The 15,211-nt window shown below is 70.0% G+C and carries 13 protein-coding genes; 7 read left to right on the top strand and 6 right to left on the bottom strand.

Annotated elements, in window-relative coordinates:
- Positions 1-43: 43 nt before the first annotated feature.
- Positions 44-2,032: an excinuclease ABC subunit UvrC gene (gene uvrC / locus ACFSCU_RS06630; RefSeq protein WP_377560212.1), complete on the bottom strand. Its 1,989-nt coding sequence runs from the start codon at positions 2,030-2,032 to the stop codon at positions 44-46.
- A 65-nt stretch (positions 2,033-2,097) separates the two neighbouring features.
- On the opposite strand from uvrC, the gene earP reads away from it, so the two are divergent.
- The 5 genes from earP to ACFSCU_RS06605 all read left to right on the top strand — a co-directional run bounded on the left by earP (position 2,098) and on the right by ACFSCU_RS06605 (position 6,985).
- Positions 2,098-3,228: an elongation factor P maturation arginine rhamnosyltransferase EarP gene (gene earP, locus ACFSCU_RS06625; protein ID WP_308645863.1), complete on the top strand. Its 1,131-nt coding sequence runs from the start codon at positions 2,098-2,100 to the stop codon at positions 3,226-3,228.
- A 157-nt stretch (positions 3,229-3,385) separates the two neighbouring features.
- On the top strand, positions 3,386-3,940 hold the full coding sequence (gene efp / locus ACFSCU_RS06620) for an elongation factor P (RefSeq protein WP_180550997.1): 555 nt from the start codon (positions 3,386-3,388) through the stop codon (positions 3,938-3,940).
- A gap of 106 nt (positions 3,941-4,046) precedes the next feature.
- Positions 4,047-4,919: an LOG family protein gene (locus tag ACFSCU_RS06615; RefSeq protein WP_180550996.1), complete on the top strand. Its 873-nt coding sequence runs from the start codon at positions 4,047-4,049 to the stop codon at positions 4,917-4,919.
- 23 nt (positions 4,920-4,942) lie between these two features.
- A complete protein-coding gene (locus tag ACFSCU_RS06610; RefSeq protein WP_377560211.1) occupies positions 4,943-6,259 on the top strand; it encodes a glycerate kinase type-2 family protein in 1,317 nt (438 codons plus the stop codon).
- A gap of 96 nt (positions 6,260-6,355) precedes the next feature.
- Entirely contained in the window at positions 6,356-6,985 is a 630-nt protein-coding gene (locus tag ACFSCU_RS06605; protein WP_180550995.1) for a Crp/Fnr family transcriptional regulator, read from the top strand.
- 161 nt (positions 6,986-7,146) lie between these two features.
- Here ACFSCU_RS06605 and ACFSCU_RS06600 read toward each other — a convergent pair whose 3' ends face one another.
- The 5 genes from ACFSCU_RS06600 to purN all read right to left on the bottom strand — a co-directional run bounded on the left by ACFSCU_RS06600 (position 7,147) and on the right by purN (position 13,177).
- Positions 7,147-8,445: an aspartate aminotransferase family protein gene (locus tag ACFSCU_RS06600; RefSeq protein ID WP_180550994.1), complete on the bottom strand. Its 1,299-nt coding sequence runs from the start codon at positions 8,443-8,445 to the stop codon at positions 7,147-7,149.
- A gap of 13 nt (positions 8,446-8,458) precedes the next feature.
- Positions 8,459-9,589 carry an NAD(P)/FAD-dependent oxidoreductase gene (locus ACFSCU_RS06595; RefSeq protein WP_180550993.1) on the bottom strand — a complete coding sequence of 377 codons (1,131 nt, stop codon included), beginning with the start codon at positions 9,587-9,589 and terminating at the stop codon, positions 8,459-8,461.
- A 240-nt stretch (positions 9,590-9,829) separates the two neighbouring features.
- Positions 9,830-11,035: a DesA family fatty acid desaturase gene (locus tag ACFSCU_RS06590; RefSeq protein WP_180550992.1), complete on the bottom strand. Its 1,206-nt coding sequence runs from the start codon at positions 11,033-11,035 to the stop codon at positions 9,830-9,832.
- Between the two features lie 206 nt (positions 11,036-11,241).
- Positions 11,242-12,519: an RsmB/NOP family class I SAM-dependent RNA methyltransferase gene (locus ACFSCU_RS06585; protein WP_180550991.1), complete on the bottom strand. Its 1,278-nt coding sequence runs from the start codon at positions 12,517-12,519 to the stop codon at positions 11,242-11,244.
- A gap of 76 nt (positions 12,520-12,595) precedes the next feature.
- Positions 12,596-13,177 carry a phosphoribosylglycinamide formyltransferase gene (gene purN, locus ACFSCU_RS06580; protein ID WP_180550990.1) on the bottom strand — a complete coding sequence of 194 codons (582 nt, stop codon included), beginning with the start codon at positions 13,175-13,177 and terminating at the stop codon, positions 12,596-12,598.
- A 24-nt stretch (positions 13,178-13,201) separates the two neighbouring features.
- On the opposite strand from purN, the gene ACFSCU_RS06575 reads away from it, so the two are divergent.
- Both ACFSCU_RS06575 and ACFSCU_RS06570 read left to right on the top strand, forming a co-directional pair.
- Positions 13,202-13,927, top strand: a complete 726-nt coding sequence (locus ACFSCU_RS06575; protein WP_377560210.1) for a YceH family protein — start codon at positions 13,202-13,204, stop codon at positions 13,925-13,927.
- Positions 13,927-15,135, top strand: coding sequence for an acyl-CoA dehydrogenase family protein (locus ACFSCU_RS06570; protein ID WP_180550989.1), 1,209 nt, complete (start codon positions 13,927-13,929; stop codon positions 15,133-15,135). The genes ACFSCU_RS06575 and ACFSCU_RS06570 overlap by 1 nt, the downstream gene beginning before the upstream one ends.
- Positions 15,136-15,211 lie beyond the last annotated feature (76 nt).

Below are 15,211 nucleotides of genomic sequence, written 5' to 3'. Positions count from 1 at the left end.
GCGCGCCGGTGCGCCGGTGTGCCGTGGCAGCGGCGCTACCGCGTCAATGCAGCGCCCGGTAAATCTCTTCCGCCAGGGCGCGCGAGATGCCGTCCACCGTCATCAGGTCGTCCACGCTGGCCGCCTCCACCCCGCGCACGCCGCCGAAGCGCTGCAGCAGGCGCGCGCGCTTCTTCGGCCCGACGCCTGGAATCTCCTCGATGCGGCTGCCGCCCACGCGCACCTTGGCGCGCTGCGCGCGCATGCCGGTGATGGCAAAGCGGTGCGCCTCGTCGCGGATCTGCGCCACCAGCATCAGCGCCGCCGAATCGTGGCCCAGGTACACCTTCTCGCGCCCGTCGGCGAACACCAGCTCTTCCAGCCCCACCTTGCGGCCCTCGCCCTTCTCGACGCCGACGATCAGCGACAGGTTCAATCCCAGCTTTTCGAACACCTCGCGCGCCATCGCCACCTGGCCCTTGCCGCCGTCGACCAGCACCAAGTCGGGCATGCGCGCGGCGCGCGTCAGCGCCTCGGCGTCGCCCTGCTCGTGCAATGCCTCGGCGATCTTGCCGTAGCGGCGCTCCAGCACCTGGCGCATGGCGGCGTAGTCGTCGCCGCCGGTGATGCCCTCGATCTTGTACCGGCGGTATTCGCCGCTCACCATGCGGTGGCCCTGAAAGACGACGCAGCTGGCCTGCGTGGCCTCGCCCGCCGTGTGGCTGATGTCGAAGCATTCGATGCGCAGGTCGTCGAGGTTCTCCACCGGCAGATCCAGTGCCTCGGCCAGCGCGCGGGTGCGGGCTTGCTGCGAGCCCTCCTCGGCCAGCAGACGCGCCAGTTGCAGCGCGGCGTTCTGCTGCGCCATCTCCAGCCACACGCGGCGCTGGCCGCGCGGCGCGTGGGTGGCGGTGATCTTCAACTCTTCCTTGTCGCACAGCGCCTGCAGCAGCGACTTCGACACCGGCTCGCTGGTGATCAGCTGCGCCGGCGCTGGTACGCCCAGGTAGTGCTGGGCGATGAAGGCGTCGAGCACCTGCGCCTCCACCGTGGGCAGTTCGTCGTCGTCGCGCTCGGTGGCAATGGCATGCGCGTCCTCGACGTGCGACGGGAAGTAGGCCCGATCGCCCAGGTGCCGCCCGCCACGCACCATGGCCAGGTTGACGCAGGCGCGCCCGCCCTGCACCTTGACGGCCAGGATGTCGACATCGGCATCGCCCCCCACCTCCACCGCCTGCTGGTGCAGCACGCGCGACAGCGCCGCGATCTGGTTGCGGATGTCGGCCGCCTGCTCGAACTCCAAGTCTGAAGCGTGCGCCATCATGCGCTGCTCCAGCCGGTGCAGCAGGTCCTGTGTTTCGCCGCGCAGAAACTGCTCGGCATGCGCCACGTCGGCAGCGTAGTCCTCCTGGCTGATGTAGCGCACGCATGGTGCCGTGCAGCGCTTGATCTGGTACAGCAGGCAGGGCCGCGTGCGGTTGGCGAACACCGTGTCCTCGCACGTGCGCAGGCGGAACACCTTCTGCATCAGCTGGATGGTTTCCTTCACCGCCCAGGCGCCGGGGTAGGGGCCGAAGTAGCGGTGGCGCTTGTCGGTGGCGCCGCGGTAATAGGCCATGCGGGCATAGGCCTCGGGGCGCGGCGCGCCGTCGGCCGAATCGTGGGCGTGGCCGGTGCCCGTGATCTTCAAGTAGGGGTAGCTCTTGTCGTCCCTGAACAGGATGTTGTACTTGGGCCCGAGCTGCTTGATGAGGTTGTTTTCAAGTATCAGCGCCTCGGCCTCGGAGCGCACCACCGTGGTGTCCAGCCGCGCGATCTTGCTCACCATGTGGCCGATGCGCGTGCCGCCGTGGTCGCGCGCGAAGTAGCTCGACACGCGCTTCTTCAGGTGCCGCGCCTTGCCCACGTACAACACGTTGCCGCCCGCGTCGTAATAGCGGTACACGCCCGGCAGGCCAGGCAGCGCGGCCACCTGCGCCAGCAGCTCGGGGCTGTGGCGCGGGGGCGTGTTGGCGGCAGGCAGATCGCCGGTGGGCGGTGCGGGTTCGCTCATGCGTGCGAGTGTACGGAGGGGCGCCGCACGCCCTTGGCTCGCCTATGCAAAGGCACAATCGCCGCGTGCCTGCTTCGCCGCCCCTGTGGGACATCTTCTGCCAGGTCGTGGACAACCACGGTGACCTCGGCGTGTGCTGGCGCCTGTCGCGCGAGCTGGCGACGCGCGGGCAACAGGTGCGGCTGTGGGTGGACGACGCCCGCGCCCTGGCCTGGATGGCACCCGGTGCCACAGAAGGCGCCGTGCCCAGCGTGCGCGTGCTGCCGTGGACGCAGCCCATCGCCCCCGGCCTGTTGAACCTGCCGCGCGCCGACGTGTGGGTCGAAGCCTTTGGTTGCGAGATTCCTCCTGAATTCGTAGCTGCCGGCGCAGTCCAGACAGGCGCTGAAGGCCAAAATGGCTGGAAACCGCCGGTGTGGATCAACCTCGAATACCTGAGCGCCGAATCCTATGTGGAGCGCATGCACACCCTGCCCTCGCCCGTGCTGCACGGGCCGGCGGCGGGCTGGACCAAATGGTTCTTCTACCCAGGCTTCACGCCCGCCACCGGCGGCCTGTTGCGCGAAGCCAATCTGCCCGCGCGGCAGGCCGCATTCAACCGTGCCGACTGGCTGCGCACCCACGGCGTCGACTGGCGCGGCGAGCGTCTGGTCTCGCTGTTCTGCTACGAACCGCCCGCGCTGGGCCAGTTGCTGCGTGCCTGGGCGGAGGGCGACGAGCCCACCCGCCTGCTGGTCGCCGCAGGCCGTGCCACCGATGCAGTGCAGCAGGTGATTCAGCATGAAAATGGCCTGCAGCGCTGGATTGACGAGCGCAAGCAGCTATCAATTTCATACCTTCCGCACTTGCCGCAAACGGCCTACGACGAGCTGCTGTGGGCGAGCGATGTGAACTTCGTACGCGGCGAGGATTCGCTGGTGCGGGCCCTGTGGGCCGGCGCGCCCTTTGTCTGGCACATCTACCCGCAGCCCGAGGACAACGCGCACCACGCCAAGCTCGACGCCTTCCTCGACTGGCTGCAGGCGCCCGCGTCGCTGCGCCGGTTTCACCACGTGTGGAACGGCGTCACCCCCGGCGCCCTGCCCTTGCCTGACCTGTCCGCCTGGCGCGCCTGCGTGCAGGCCGCGCGCGAGCGGCCGCAGGCACAGGACGACCTGGCCACCCAACTGCTCCGCTTCGTCGCCCGGAAGGGTTAGAATCCAAGGCTTCGCGAAACACGCCCGGCGCGGGCGAAAAGCGGGCACGCAAGCCCCGCCACACGCGCCGACACCTTCGCTCTCACGCCGCAGCGCACACGGCGGCTTCAGTCCGGTGCACGAGCGGCACCCGCTCACCTCTCACACTGGAACCACCATGAAAATCGCCCAGGAAATCCGCGCCGGCAACGTCATCATGCACGGCAAGGACCCGATGATCGTCCTGAAGACCGAATACGCCCGCGGCGGCCGCGGCGCCGCCACCGTGCGCATGAAGCTCAAGGCCCTGCTCAGCAACATGGGCACCGAGGTCGTGTTCAAGGCCGACGACAAGATGGACCAGGTCATCCTGGACCACAAGGAGTGCACCTACTCCTACTTCGCCGACCCGATGTACGTGTTCATGGACACCGAGTACAACCAGTACGAGGTCGAGGCCGAGAACATGGGCGACGCCCTGAACTACCTGGAAGACGGCATGGCCGTGGAGGTGGTGTTCTACGACGGCAAGGCCATCTCGGTCGAGCTGCCCACCGCCGTCGAGCGCGAGATCACCTGGACCGAGCCAGCCGTCAAGGGCGACACCTCGGGCAAGGTGCTGAAGCCGGCAAAAATAGCCACCGGCTTCGAAGTGGCCGTGCCGCTGTTCGTCAGCCAGGGCGACAAGATCGAGATCGACACCCGCACCGGCGAATACCGCAAGCGCGTCTGACGCGCGCGGCCCATCCGCCAACGCACGCCCAAGCCCCGTTTCGGGGCTTTTTTCATATGGGCGGGCGTGTATATTGCGCCAGCAGCTTCAATAACAATAGCAAATGATGGACAGCACCCAAGACATCAAGGATTCCACCCGCTCGCCCCTGGCCGATGCCTGGGCCGAACTGCAGGCGCATGCCGACCGCGGCGAGCCGCTGCAACCCGATTCGTACCGCCTGGCCTTTGCCGACCCCGAGTTCCTGCTGCGCCCCGAAACGCGCGGCATCCGCTTCCAGCTCGAACTGCTCAAGCCCGAACTGGCGCTGACGGCCGCCGGCGTGCACAGCACCGTGGTGGTGTACGGCGGCGCCCGCTTCGTCGCGCCCGAGATCGCGCAGGAGCAACTGGCCGCCGCCCAGGCCAGCGGCGACACCCAGGCCCTGGCGCTGGCCGAGCGCGCCGTGCGCACGTCGCGCTACTACCAGGCCTCGCGCGACTTCGCCCGCATCGTGGCCACCTACAGCCTGCGCCAGCCGCAGGAGGAAAAGCTGTTCATCTGCACCGGCGGCGGCCCCGGCGTGATGGAGGCGGCCAACCGCGGCGCAGCCGACGTCGACGTGCCCTCGGTGGGCCTGAACATCGCCCTGCCGCACGAGCAGTCGGCCAACCCCTACGTCACGCCCGAGCTGACCTTCAAGTTCCACTACTTCGCGCTGCGCAAGATGCACTTCCTGATGCGCGCGCGGGCGCTGGTGGCCTTCCCCGGCGGCTTCGGCACGCTGGACGAGCTGTTCGAGGTGCTGACCCTGGTGCAGACGCGCAAGGCGCGCCCCGTGCCCATCGTGCTGTTCGGCCGCGACTACTGGAGCCGCCTGCTGAACCTGGACATGCTGGTGGAAGAAGGCGCCATCGCGCCGGAAGACCTGGCGCTGTACGAGGTGGTGGACACGCCCGAGGAGGCCTGGGAAGTTATCCGCGCGTTCTACAAACTGTAGGCGCCACCCGATCCGCACCGCCCATGCTCGCCCCCGACCCGGCCACGCAACCGCGCGACTTCCTGCTGCACCTGTTCCAGGCCGCCGTGGCGCGCGCACAGCCGGCGCAGGTGCTGGCCGGCTTTCTGCCGCCCCCGCCACGCGGCCGCACCGTGGTGCTGGGCGCCGGCAAGGCGGCCGGCGCCATGGCCCACGCACTGGAGGCCGCCTGGCCGGCCGATGCGCCGCTGGGCGGACTGGTCATCACGCGCTACGGCCACGTGCCGCCGCGCCCGGCGGGGGTGCCGCAGCGCGTCGAGATCGCCGAGGCCGCGCACCCGGTGCCCGACGCCGCCGGCACGCAAGCCGCCGCGCGCCTGCTGGCGCTCGCCGAGGGCCTGACCGCCGACGACCTGGTGCTGTGCCTGATCTCCGGCGGCGGCTCGGCCCTGCTGACACTGCCGGCCGAGGGGCTGACGCTGGCCGACAAGCAGCGCATCAACCGCGAACTGCTGGCCAGCGGCGCCGGCATCCACGACATGAACGTGCTGCGCAAGCACCTGTCGCGCATCAAGGGCGGGCGGCTGGCAGCGGCCTGCGGGCCGGCGCGCGTGCTCACGCTGGCCATCAGCGACGTGCCCGGCGACGACTTGTCCGTCATCGCCAGCGGCCCCACGTTGCCCGACGAGAGCACCTGCGCCGATGCGCTGGCCGTGGCGCGGCGCCACCGCATCGCCCTGCCGCCCGCCGTGCTGCAGGCGCTGGAGCGCGGCGCGCTGGAAACACCCAAGCCCGGCGATCCGGTGTTCGCCCGCCACGAAACCCGGCTCATCGCCACGCCGCGGCAATCGCTGGCGGCGGCAGCCGAAGCAGCGCGTGCCATGGGTCTGGCGGCGCACATCCTCAGCGACGAGATCGAAGGCGAATCGCGCGACATCGGCGGCATGCACGGCGCGCTGGCCCGCGCCGTGGCGCAGGGGCATGGCGCCTTCAGCCCGCCCTGCGTGATCCTGAGCGGCGGCGAAACCACCGTCACGCTGGGGCCCCGGCCCGAAGGCGCCGCCCCCGGCCGCGGCGGGCGCGCGGGCGAGTTCTGCCTGGGCCTGGCCGCCGCGCTGCAGGCGCAGCCGCGCGTGTGGGGCCTGGCCGCCGACACCGACGGCATCGACGGCGTGGAAGACAACGCCGGCGCGCTGGTGGCGCCCGACACGCTGGCGCGCGCGCAGGCCGCCGGCATCAGCCTGCCCGAACACATCGCCCGGCACGACGCCTACGGCTTCTTCCAGGCGCTGGGCGACCTGGTCGTCACCGGGCCGACGCACACCAACGTCAACGACTTTCGCGCCCTGCTGGTGCTGTAACCCTGGAAACGTGCCCCAACCAGCCGCGCCGGGCCGATTGCCCGCCGGTTGACATGGGTCAATGCCCGGGGCACGGCCGCCGGGCAAAGTGGCCGCATGCTGACTCCCACCTCCATCGACTGGCCGGGTGAGCCGTGCATCCTGCAGCCCGGCACCGCGCTGATGCGCCGCGCTGAGCCTGCCGCGCACGTGATCCACATCGAGCGCGGCCGCGTGGCCCTGGGGATTGCCGAGAACGGCGCGCTGACGCACCAGCTGGGCATGATCGAAGGCCCCTGCTGGCTCGACGCCACCTGCGCCGTGCTGGGTCTGGCGCCGCTGGTCGACGCCATCGCCGATTCCGAGGTGAAGCTGCGCCGCATGCCGCTGGCCGACTTCGAAGCCGGTGTGCGCGCCCTGCCCGAGGCCGCCCGCAGCGTGCTGCGCGACGTGGCCCGCGCGCACCGCCAGCAGACCGAGCTGGCCGTCAGCCGCCTGGCCAAGGACGCCGAGGCGCGCTGCGCCGAATGGCTGCTGCGCCACGCCGAGCCGGCTCAGGACGCGCCGGGCACGCTGGCCGTGATGCTGCGCCAGCGCAAGCGCATGATCGCCGCGCAACTGGGCATCGCGCCCGAAACCCTGTCGCGCGTGCTGCGCCACCTGCGCGAACGCAGCCTGATCAGCGGCTCGGGCCGCGTGCTGAACCTGCTGGATCTGAACGGGCTGCGGGCGCTGGCCGGCGCCTGAGCTGGTCCGGCGCGCTGCCGCGCGAACCGGTGATGCCGCGCATCACCAGCATATACTCCCCACCATACAGGCCGCCAGCGCCCGGCAGACGGGCGCTGGAGACACATACTCCCCCTTTTTTAGACCATTGATGAACCATCAAGCCGGCAGCGGCGCATCGTTCACCGCCTTGGCAGCACCGCCTGCTGCGCGCTGACGACTTCCTCCAGCGCCTGCGCAAAGCGGTCGCATGCCGCCTCGTCGAACGGCAGCGACAGCGCCATGAAGCCGCGCCGCGCCATGAACACGCCGCGCGCCAGCAGCTCGAAGAACACCAGCGCCCGCGCGCGGTCGTCGCCCGCGGCCAGGTCGTCGGCGCTGCGCAGCGGGCCGGCCAGCGACTGCATCTGCATCAGCGACCCCAGGCCGGTGAACTGCATGGCCACGCCGCGTTCGGCCAGCAGCGCGTTGAGCCGCGCGCGCAGCGCCTCGCCGCGGGCGTTCAGCGCATCCAGCGCCTCGGCCGTCAGCACCTGCGTCAGCCCGGCCAGGCCGGCGGCCATGGTGAGCACGTTGTTGTTGAAGGTGCCGGCGTGCTGCAGCGCGCCGCTGTGGCGCGGGTCGTAGCGCTGCATCACGTCGGCGCCCCCGCCGAAGGCGCCGAAGGACAGGCCGCCGCCGAAGTACTTGCCCAGCGTGGTCATGTCGGGCCGGATGCCGAGCAGCGCCTGGCGGCCGCCGAAGGACAGTCGCGAGGTCATCACCTCGTCGAAGACCAGCAGCGCGCCGCACTCGTCGGCCAGCATGCGCAGGCCGTGCAGAAAATCGACTTCGCCGGGGATGCAGCCGCCCGAGCCCAGCATGGGCTCGACCAGGATGGCGGCCAGCTCGCCCCGGTGCGGCGCCACGCGCTGGAGCACGTCGGCCAGGTCGTTGTAGCGCGCCACGATCCACTCGTGTGGCACGTTGACCGGCGAGCCGCCGCCGGCAAAGGCCAGCACGCCGCCGTGGTAGCCGCCCTTGAACACCAGCACCTTGCGCCGCCCGGTGTGTGCGCAGGCCGAGGCCAGCGCCATCAGGTTGGCCTCGGTGCCCGAGTTGGTGAAGCGCAGCAGCTCCATGGCCGGAAAGCGCCGCTGCACCTCGCGCGCCAGCGCACCTTCGCGCGCGGTGTGCGACGACAGGCTGAGGCCGTCTTCCAGCGCCTCGGCGATGGCGGCGCGGATGGCGGGCTCGGAATGGCCGTACAGCCCCGCGGTGAACTCGCCCAGCGCGTCGAGGTAGCGGTGGCCGTCGGCGTCCCACAGCCAGCAGCCTTCGCCGCGCACCATGGCGGGCGGAAACGGCGCGAAGAACAGCACGCTGCGCGTGTTGCCGCCGGGCAGCACCAGCGTGGCGTCGTTGAAGATGCGCTCGCTGGCCGGGCGAGCGTGGCGGTAGCGGTCGATGGCCTGGCCCAGGGCTTGGTCGAGATTGCTCATGATTTGATGGCTGTCAACGCAGGCGGGATGGCGACACCACAGCGGGGTTGACGCCATGTCGCGTGAGTTCATCGGGCAGCGCATCGCCGGCGATCAGGCTGGCCGCCAGCAGGCTGGCGCCGGCGGCGCTCTGGATGCCATAGCCGCCCTGTGCGCACAGCCAGAAGAAGCCGGGCAGTGCGCCGTCGAAGCCGATGACGATTTCGCCGTCGCGCACGAAGCTGCGCAGGCCGGCCCAGGTGGCGGTGGGGCGGCGGATTTCCAGCGTGGTGGCTTCCTGGATCTGGTGGATGCCCAGCGCGATGTCGAACTCTTCCGGCTGCACGTCGTGCGGCGCCACCGGGTCGGCGTTGGCGGGCGAGCCGAGCAGCTGGCCGGCGTCGGGCTTGAAGTACCAGGTCTCGTCGACATCGGCCACCATCGGCCAGTTGGACACGTCCACGCCTTCGGGCGGGCGGAAGGTGAAGGCGCTGCGGCGGCGCGGCTCGATGCCCAGCGGCGCGGCGCCGAACAGCGCCGCCACCTCGTCGGCCCAGGCGCCGGCGGCGTTGACCACGGTGCGCGCCTGCACCGTCTCGCCGCTCGACAACGCCACGCGCCAGGCATCGCCCATGCGCCCGGCCTGCGTGGGCACAGCGCTCGTCAGCACGCGCGTGCCGGCCTGCCGTGCGCCGCGCAGAAAGCCCTGCAGCAGCGCGTCGACCTCGATGTCGTAGCCATCCACGTCGAGCATAGCTTGTTCAAACAAATCGGGCTTCAGCGCAGGTGCCGCCTGCGCCAGCTGCTCTGCATTCAATAGCTTCAGCGCGGTGCCGGTGGCGGCCAGCTCGTCGCGCAGCGCGGCCAGTGCGCTGCGCTGCGCGGGCGTGGCCACGAACAGCGCGTGGCGCGGGTGCAGCAGCGGCTGCTCGGCAAAGCCGGCGGGCGGGTTCAGGTAGAAGGCGCGGCTGGCCCGGGTGAGCGCGCGCACGCCGGGCGGGCCGTAGCTCTCCATGAACATCGCCGCCGAACGGCCGGTGCTGTGCGTGCCGGGCTGCGCCTCGCGCTCCAGCAGCAGCACCGAACGGCCCGCGCGCGACAGCCGCCAGGCCAGCGAAGCGCCGGCGATGCCGGCGCCGATGATGAGCACGTCACAGGTCTGCATGGGGGCATTCTTTCACGCGGAGACACGCCGCTCACACTCGGGGGAACCCGCCATTCAAGGCACGCCGCCCTCACCCCAACCCTCTCCCTGCAGGGAGAGGGAGAAAGCGCCAGCAGGGCTGCGCAGCAAGCCCGCAAAAGGCCGCGGAGCAGGCCACGCGCGGACGCCGTGGCCGGTGTCCCCCCGGCCACCAGCGTCGTCCCCCCTCAGGGGCGAAGGCGCGCCAGCGCCTCAGGGAGGTTACCGTGCCGCGCGCAGCTTCAGCGAAAAGTCGCGCAGCGCCGCGATGCCGCTGTCTTCGGCACGCCTGCACCAGGCCTGCAGGTCGGCCACCAGCTGCTCGCGCGTGCGGCCGGTGTTCAGCCACAGCTGGCGCAGCTCTTCGCGCATGGTCACCATCTGGTCGAGCACCGGGTAGGCGGCGCGCGCCTCGGCCAGTTGCGGCACGGCGGCGGCGGGCACTTTCTCGGCATCGCGGTGCAGCCAGCGGCGGGCCGAACGCAGCGCGCCCGTGGGCTGGCCGGCGCTGGCGGTCTGCTGGCGGAACACGGCACGCATCTGGCGCGCGTAGCTGGCCATGACCTCGTAGCGGTGGGCGATCAGCGCCTCCAGTGTCTGGTCGTCGGCCACCGGGCGCACGGCGCCATAGGCCAGGCGCGGCGGGGTCTTCTTGGGGCTGGCCAGTCCCAGTTTGGCAAGAATGCTGATGTAGACCCAGCCGATGTCGAACTCGTACGGCTTGACCGAGAACTTGGCCGACGTGGGATAGGTGTGGTGGTTGTTGTGCAGCTCCTCACCGCCGATCACGATGCCCCAGGGGATCAGGTTGGTGCTGGCGTCGTGGGCCTCGAAGTTGCGGTAGCCCCAGAAGTGGCCCACGCCGTTGACCACGCCCGCGGCCCAGAACGGAATCCACGCCATCTGCAGGGCCCACAGCGCCGCGCCCAGGGCGCCGAACAGCAGCAGGTCGATCACCAGCATCAGGCTGATGCCGAGCATGGACCAGCGGCTGTACAGCTTGCGCTCGATCCAGTCGTCGGGCGTGCCGTGGCCGTAGCGGCGCAGGGTTTCCTCGTTCGCGGCTTCGGCGCGGTACAGCTCGGCGCCCTGCCACAGCACCTTGCGCAGGCCGTACACCTGCGGGCTGTGCGGGTCTTCGGCCTGCTCGCACTTGGCGTGGTGCTTGCGGTGGATGGCAGTCCACTGCTTGGTCGTCATGCCCGTGGTCATCCACAGCCAGAAGCGGAAGAAGTGCTGCACGGCCGGGTGCAGATCGAGCGCGCGGTGCGCCGAATGGCGGTGCAGGTACAGGGTGACGCTGACGATGGTGATGTGCGTCAGTACCAGGCCGATCAGCACCACCTGCCACCAGGCCAGGCCCAGCAGGCCATGGGCCAGCCAGCCGGCGGCTGCGCTCAGGGCCGGGGAATCGAAAAGCAGCGTCATGAAGCGGGGAGTCTTTCGCGGATGGAGCGCGCGGCAAAGGCCGGCGGCTCAAGGAATACAACGGTTGCGGCGCCCATAACGCCGACCGGGGCACCGCAACCCTGGCACCCTCATCCGATTCTAGGGATGGCCCCGCGCAAAGGGGCGCTGCGCCCCCCGATCAAGGGGATCGACCCCGGCTTTCGTGCGGTTTGCCCGGATCGCGTTCAGCCCTTGCGCTGCCACGCGGCGGCAAAGAAGCCGTCGGTGCCGTGCCGGTGCGGCCACAGGCGCAGGTACTGGCCGGGCTGCGCCGCATCGGTGGTGCACAGCGCCGCGGCGTCGGGCAGCTTCAGCGCCTGCAGCAGTTCGGCCACGTTCAGCGGCTCGAAGTCCGCGTGCTCGGCGCCGAAGGCGGCGGCGATGGCCTCGTTCTCGTCGGGCAGCACGCTGCAGGTGGCGTACACCAGCCGGCCACCGGGCTTCACCAGGCGCGCCGCACTGGTCAGGATGGCGAGCTGCCTGGCCTGCAACTCGGCCACGTCCTTCGGCTGTTGGCGCCACTTCAGGTCGGGGTTGCGGCGCAGCGTGCCCAGGCCCGAGCACGGCGCATCGACCAGCACGCGGTCCATCTTGCCCTTCAGGCGCTTCACGCGCTCGTCGCGCTCGTGCGCGATGGCGACGGGGTGCACGTTGCTCAGCCCGCTGCGCGCCAGCCGGGGTTTCAGCGCATCCAGCCGGTGCGCCGACACGTCGAACGCATAAAGCCGGCCGGTGTTGCGCATGGTGGCGCCAATGGCCAGCGTCTTGCCGCCGGCGCCAGCGCAGAAGTCGGCCACCATCTCGCCGCGCCGCGCATCCAGCAGCAGCGCCAGCAGTTGCGAGCCTTCGTCCTGCACCTCGACGGCGCCGCGCGTGAAGGCGTCGAGCTTCTGCAGCGCCGGCTTGCCGTCGATGCGCAGGCCCCAGGGCGAATACGGCGTCTCTATGGCTTTGATAGCTGCCTGCGCAAGCTCTGCCTGCGCTGCGGCACGTTTTTCCTTCAAGGTATTGACACGCAGGTCGAGCGGCGCGGGCTCCAGCAGCGCCGCAGCCAGGGTGTCGAACTCGTCGCCCACCTGCGCGCGCAGCGGCGCCACCAGCCAGCTTGGCAGGTTGTGGCGGTACTCGGGCGCCAGCTCGGCCGGCGGCACGGCATCGCAGGCGTCGAGCCAGGCTTTCTCGGGCTCGCTCAGCGCCTGCTTGAGAAAGTCGCGCGGCGCATGAAAGCCCAGGATGGCCAGCCGCCGCTCGCGCGACCCCGAGCCTGCGCGCGCCAGGTGCTCGTACAGCGGCTTGCGGCGCAGCACGGCGTAGGCCGTCTCGGCCAGCGTGGCGCGCTCGCGCGGGCCCAGCGCGCGGTGTTCGCGGAAGAAACGCGACACCACGGTATCGGCCGGGTGGTCCAGCAACAGAACACGCCGCACCAGTTCGGTGGCGGCGTCGAGCAGGGCTTTGGGGTGCATGGCGGCATTGTCGCACCTTGGGCGGTGCGTTTCGAATGAAAACTGGCTTCAGCGCTTGTGCAGCAAGCGCCAGCAGCTACATTGTTTGAAGCAAACCAGCCACGGCACGCGGGTAGATGATGTGCTCCTGCGTCAGCACCCGCGCGGCCAGCGCATCGGCCGTGTCGCCCGGCAGCACCGGCACCGCCGCCTGCGCCAGGATGTGGCCATGGTCCAGCTCGGCCGTCACCTGGTGCACCGTGGCCCCCGCCAGCTTGCAGCCTTCGTCGATGGCGCGCTGGTGCGTGTGCAGGCCCGGAAAGGCTGGCAGCAGGCTGGGGTGGATGTTGACCAGCCGCCCCGCGTAATGGGCCACGAACCCCGGCGTGAGGATGCGCATGAAGCCCGCCAGCACCACCAGCGCGGGCTGGTGGCGGTCGATCTCGGCCTGCAGCGCGGCGTCGAAGGTTTCACGGCTGTCGAAAGCCTTGTGATCCACCACGCCGGTGGCAATGCCCTGCTCGCGCGCAAAGTCGAGCCCCTTGGCGCCCGGACGGTTGCTGATGACTGCCGCCACGCGCGCCCCCAGGCGCACGCCCCAGCGCTCGCGCTCCGCCGCGCGCACGATGGCGGCCATGTTGGAACCGGTGCCGGAGATGAGGATGACGATGTGCTTCATGGCGCGCGGATTATCCTTGCCCGCTTGAACCCGATCCGCCCCCTGACCCCGCTAGAAGCCCGCGTGCTGGCCACGCTGATGGAAAAAGCGCGCACGGTGCCCGACACCTATCCGCTGTCGCTCAACCTCGTCGTCACCGGCTGCAACCAGAAGACCAGCCGCGAGCCGGTGATGACCGTGACCGACGCGCAGGCGCAGGAGGCGCTGGATGATTTGAAGGCGCTCAGCCTGGTGGTCGAATCGCACGGCAGCCGGGTGGCGAAGTACGAGCACAACTTCCAGCGCGTCTATGGCGTGCCCGACCAGTCCGCCGCACTGCTGGGCCTGCTGATGCTGCGCGGCCCGCAGACGGCGGGCGAGCTCCGCATCAACGCCGAGCGCTGGCACCGCTTTGCCGACATCTCGTCGGTGGAAGGCTTTCTGCACGAGCTGGCCGAGCGCCCCGACGACAAGGGCGGCCCGCTGGTGGTGCACCTGCCGCGTGCGCCAGGCGAACGCGAGGCGCGATGGGCGCAGCTGCTGTGCGGGCCGGTCGAGATCGCAGCCACTTCCGATTCGATAGCTGCTCGCGCCCTACCAACGGGCGCTGCAGGCCAAAATGACCGCATATCCGCGCTGGAAGCCGAAGTGGCCGCGCTGCGCGCCACGGTGCAACGCCTGTGCGCCGAGCTGGGCATCGTGTCGCCGGGCGGACGCGACAACGGCGACGAGCGTGATAAAAATCAGCCAGCTGACAAGGAGACGATCTGATGGATCTGGCATTCACCCCCGAAGAACTGAAATTCCGCGACGAGATCCGCGAGTGGGTCAAGGGCGCCCTGCCCAAGGAAATCTCGGAGAAAGTGCACAAGGCACAACGCCTGAGCCGCGACGACATGCAGCGCTGGGCGCGCATCCTGGGCAAGAAAGGCTGGCACGGCTACGGCTGGCCCCAGCAGTTCGGCGGCCCGGGCTGGACGGCGGTGCAGAAGCACCTGTTCGAGGAAGAACTGGCCATGGCCGGCGCGCCGCGCATCGTGCCCTTCGGCCCCGTCATGGTGGCGCCGGTGATCATGGCCTACGGCAACAAGGAGCAGCAGGAGCGCTTCTTGCCCGGCATCGCCAGCGGCGACGTGTGGTGGAGCCAGGGCTACAGCGAGCCGGGCTCGGGGTCCGACCTGGCCTCGGTGCGCACCAAGGCCGAGCGTCAGGGCGACAAGTACATCGTCAACGGCCAGAAGACCTGGACCACGCTGGGCCAGCACGGCGAGTGGATGTTCAACCTGGTGCGCACCAGCAACGAGGGCAAGCCGCAGACCGGCATCTCCTTCCTGCTGATCGACATGAAGTCGCCCGGCGTGAGCGTGCGGCCGATCAAGCTGCTGGACGGCGAGTGCGAGGTCAACGACGTGTTCTTCGACAACGTCGAGGTGCCGGCCGAGAACCTGATCGGCGAGGAAAACAAGGGCTGGACCTACGCCAAGCACCTGCTGAGCCACGAGCGGACCAACATCGCCGACGTGAACCGTGCCAAGCGCGAGCTGGAGCGCTTGAAGCGCATCGCCAAGGCCGAAGGCGTGTACGACGACCTGCGCTTCCGCGACCAGATCGCGCTGCTCGAAGTCGACATCGTGGCACTCGAGATGCTGGTGCTGCGCGTGCTGTCTGCCGAGAAGTCCGGCCGCAACGCGCTCGACATCGCGGGCCTGCTGAAGATCAAGGGCAGCGAGATCCAGCAGCGCTACACCGAGCTGATGATGCTGGCCGCCGGCCCCTACGCCATGCCCTACATCTTCGAGGCCATGGAAGCCGGCTGGCAGGGCGACCAAGCCGCGGCTGCCGGGCTGCAGGGCTTTCCGGGCGGCGACGTGGCCAACGCCACGCTGGCGCCGAGCTACTTCAACTACCGCAAGACCACCATCTACGGCGGCTCGAACGAAGTGCAGCGCAACATCGTCGCGCAAACCGTTCTCGGCTGAGCATGCATTTCTCCCTCTCCCCTCGGGGAGAGGGTTGGGGTGAGGGCGGATCGCGCATCGACAGGACACGCCGCAC

The sequence above is a fragment of the Ottowia beijingensis genome, from assembly GCF_042680925.1.
Lineage (GTDB): Bacteria > Pseudomonadota > Gammaproteobacteria > Burkholderiales > Burkholderiaceae_C > Ottowia > Ottowia beijingensis.
The sequence above is the reverse complement of the archived record's forward strand: the minus strand, read 5'-3'. Positions and strand labels throughout refer to the sequence as shown.

Excerpts from the sequence above, each read along its gene's own strand:
- uvrC (WP_377560212.1), bottom strand. The coding sequence starts at position 2,032 with ATGAGCGAACCCGCACCGCCCACCGGCGATCTGCCTGCCGCCAACACG.
- efp (WP_180550997.1), top strand. The coding sequence starts at position 3,386 with ATGAAAATCGCCCAGGAAATCCGCGCCGGCAACGTCATCATGCACGGC.
- ACFSCU_RS06615 (WP_180550996.1), top strand. The coding sequence starts at position 4,047 with ATGGACAGCACCCAAGACATCAAGGATTCCACCCGCTCGCCCCTGGCC.
- ACFSCU_RS06610 (WP_377560211.1), top strand. The coding sequence starts at position 4,943 with ATGCTCGCCCCCGACCCGGCCACGCAACCGCGCGACTTCCTGCTGCAC.
- ACFSCU_RS06605 (WP_180550995.1), top strand. The coding sequence starts at position 6,356 with ATGCTGACTCCCACCTCCATCGACTGGCCGGGTGAGCCGTGCATCCTG.
- ACFSCU_RS06600 (WP_180550994.1), bottom strand. The coding sequence starts at position 8,445 with ATGAGCAATCTCGACCAAGCCCTGGGCCAGGCCATCGACCGCTACCGC.
- ACFSCU_RS06595 (WP_180550993.1), bottom strand. The coding sequence starts at position 9,589 with ATGCAGACCTGTGACGTGCTCATCATCGGCGCCGGCATCGCCGGCGCT.
- ACFSCU_RS06590 (WP_180550992.1), bottom strand. The coding sequence starts at position 11,035 with ATGACGCTGCTTTTCGATTCCCCGGCCCTGAGCGCAGCCGCCGGCTGG.
- ACFSCU_RS06585 (WP_180550991.1), bottom strand. The coding sequence starts at position 12,519 with ATGCACCCCAAAGCCCTGCTCGACGCCGCCACCGAACTGGTGCGGCGT.
- purN (WP_180550990.1), bottom strand. The coding sequence starts at position 13,177 with ATGAAGCACATCGTCATCCTCATCTCCGGCACCGGTTCCAACATGGCC.
- ACFSCU_RS06570 (WP_180550989.1), top strand. The coding sequence starts at position 13,927 with ATGGATCTGGCATTCACCCCCGAAGAACTGAAATTCCGCGACGAGATC.